Origin of the sequence: Psychrobacter sp. Rd 27.2 (assembly GCF_001921755.1) — a bacterium.
Taxonomy (GTDB): domain Bacteria; phylum Pseudomonadota; class Gammaproteobacteria; order Pseudomonadales; family Moraxellaceae; genus Psychrobacter; species Psychrobacter celer.
Map to the genome: position 1 here is coordinate 1 of NZ_MRYB01000146.1, position 344 is coordinate 344.

At 37.8% G+C, this 344-nt stretch carries 1 protein-coding gene; it reads right to left on the reverse strand.

The genetic code is table 11. The features are described from left to right. Positions 1–14: 14 nt before the first annotated feature. Positions 15–317, reverse strand: a complete 303-nt coding sequence (locus tag BTV99_RS12970; protein WP_075102689.1) for a hypothetical protein — start codon at positions 315–317, stop codon at positions 15–17. Positions 318–344: the final 27 nt, after the last annotated feature.

Below are 344 nucleotides of genomic sequence, written 5' to 3' on the forward strand. Positions count from 1 at the left end.
TCCACTTCAGGTGCCTACTCTCCTACGTTAACAGAATTTGCTAGATTCTTATGGAATAAATAAGTGTCTACATTCCCTCCCGCTATTTTGACAGAAAGCTTTTGGTTTTTTTTGGCATAAAATGTATAGGAATCATACTTATTGCCTTTTAATTTCCCATAATAGTTGGCTGAGCTGGCACCTTTTTTAAATTGAACATCAACAGCTTTAGCCACTGCATCTGAAGATGCAGATGCAGATGCAGATGCAGCCATGACTGTAGGGCTGACTACTAGGATAGGAAGTGCAAGTAGAATAGAAGTAGTTAAGTTTTTCATATTTTAAACACCCGAGCAGTAAAAAAC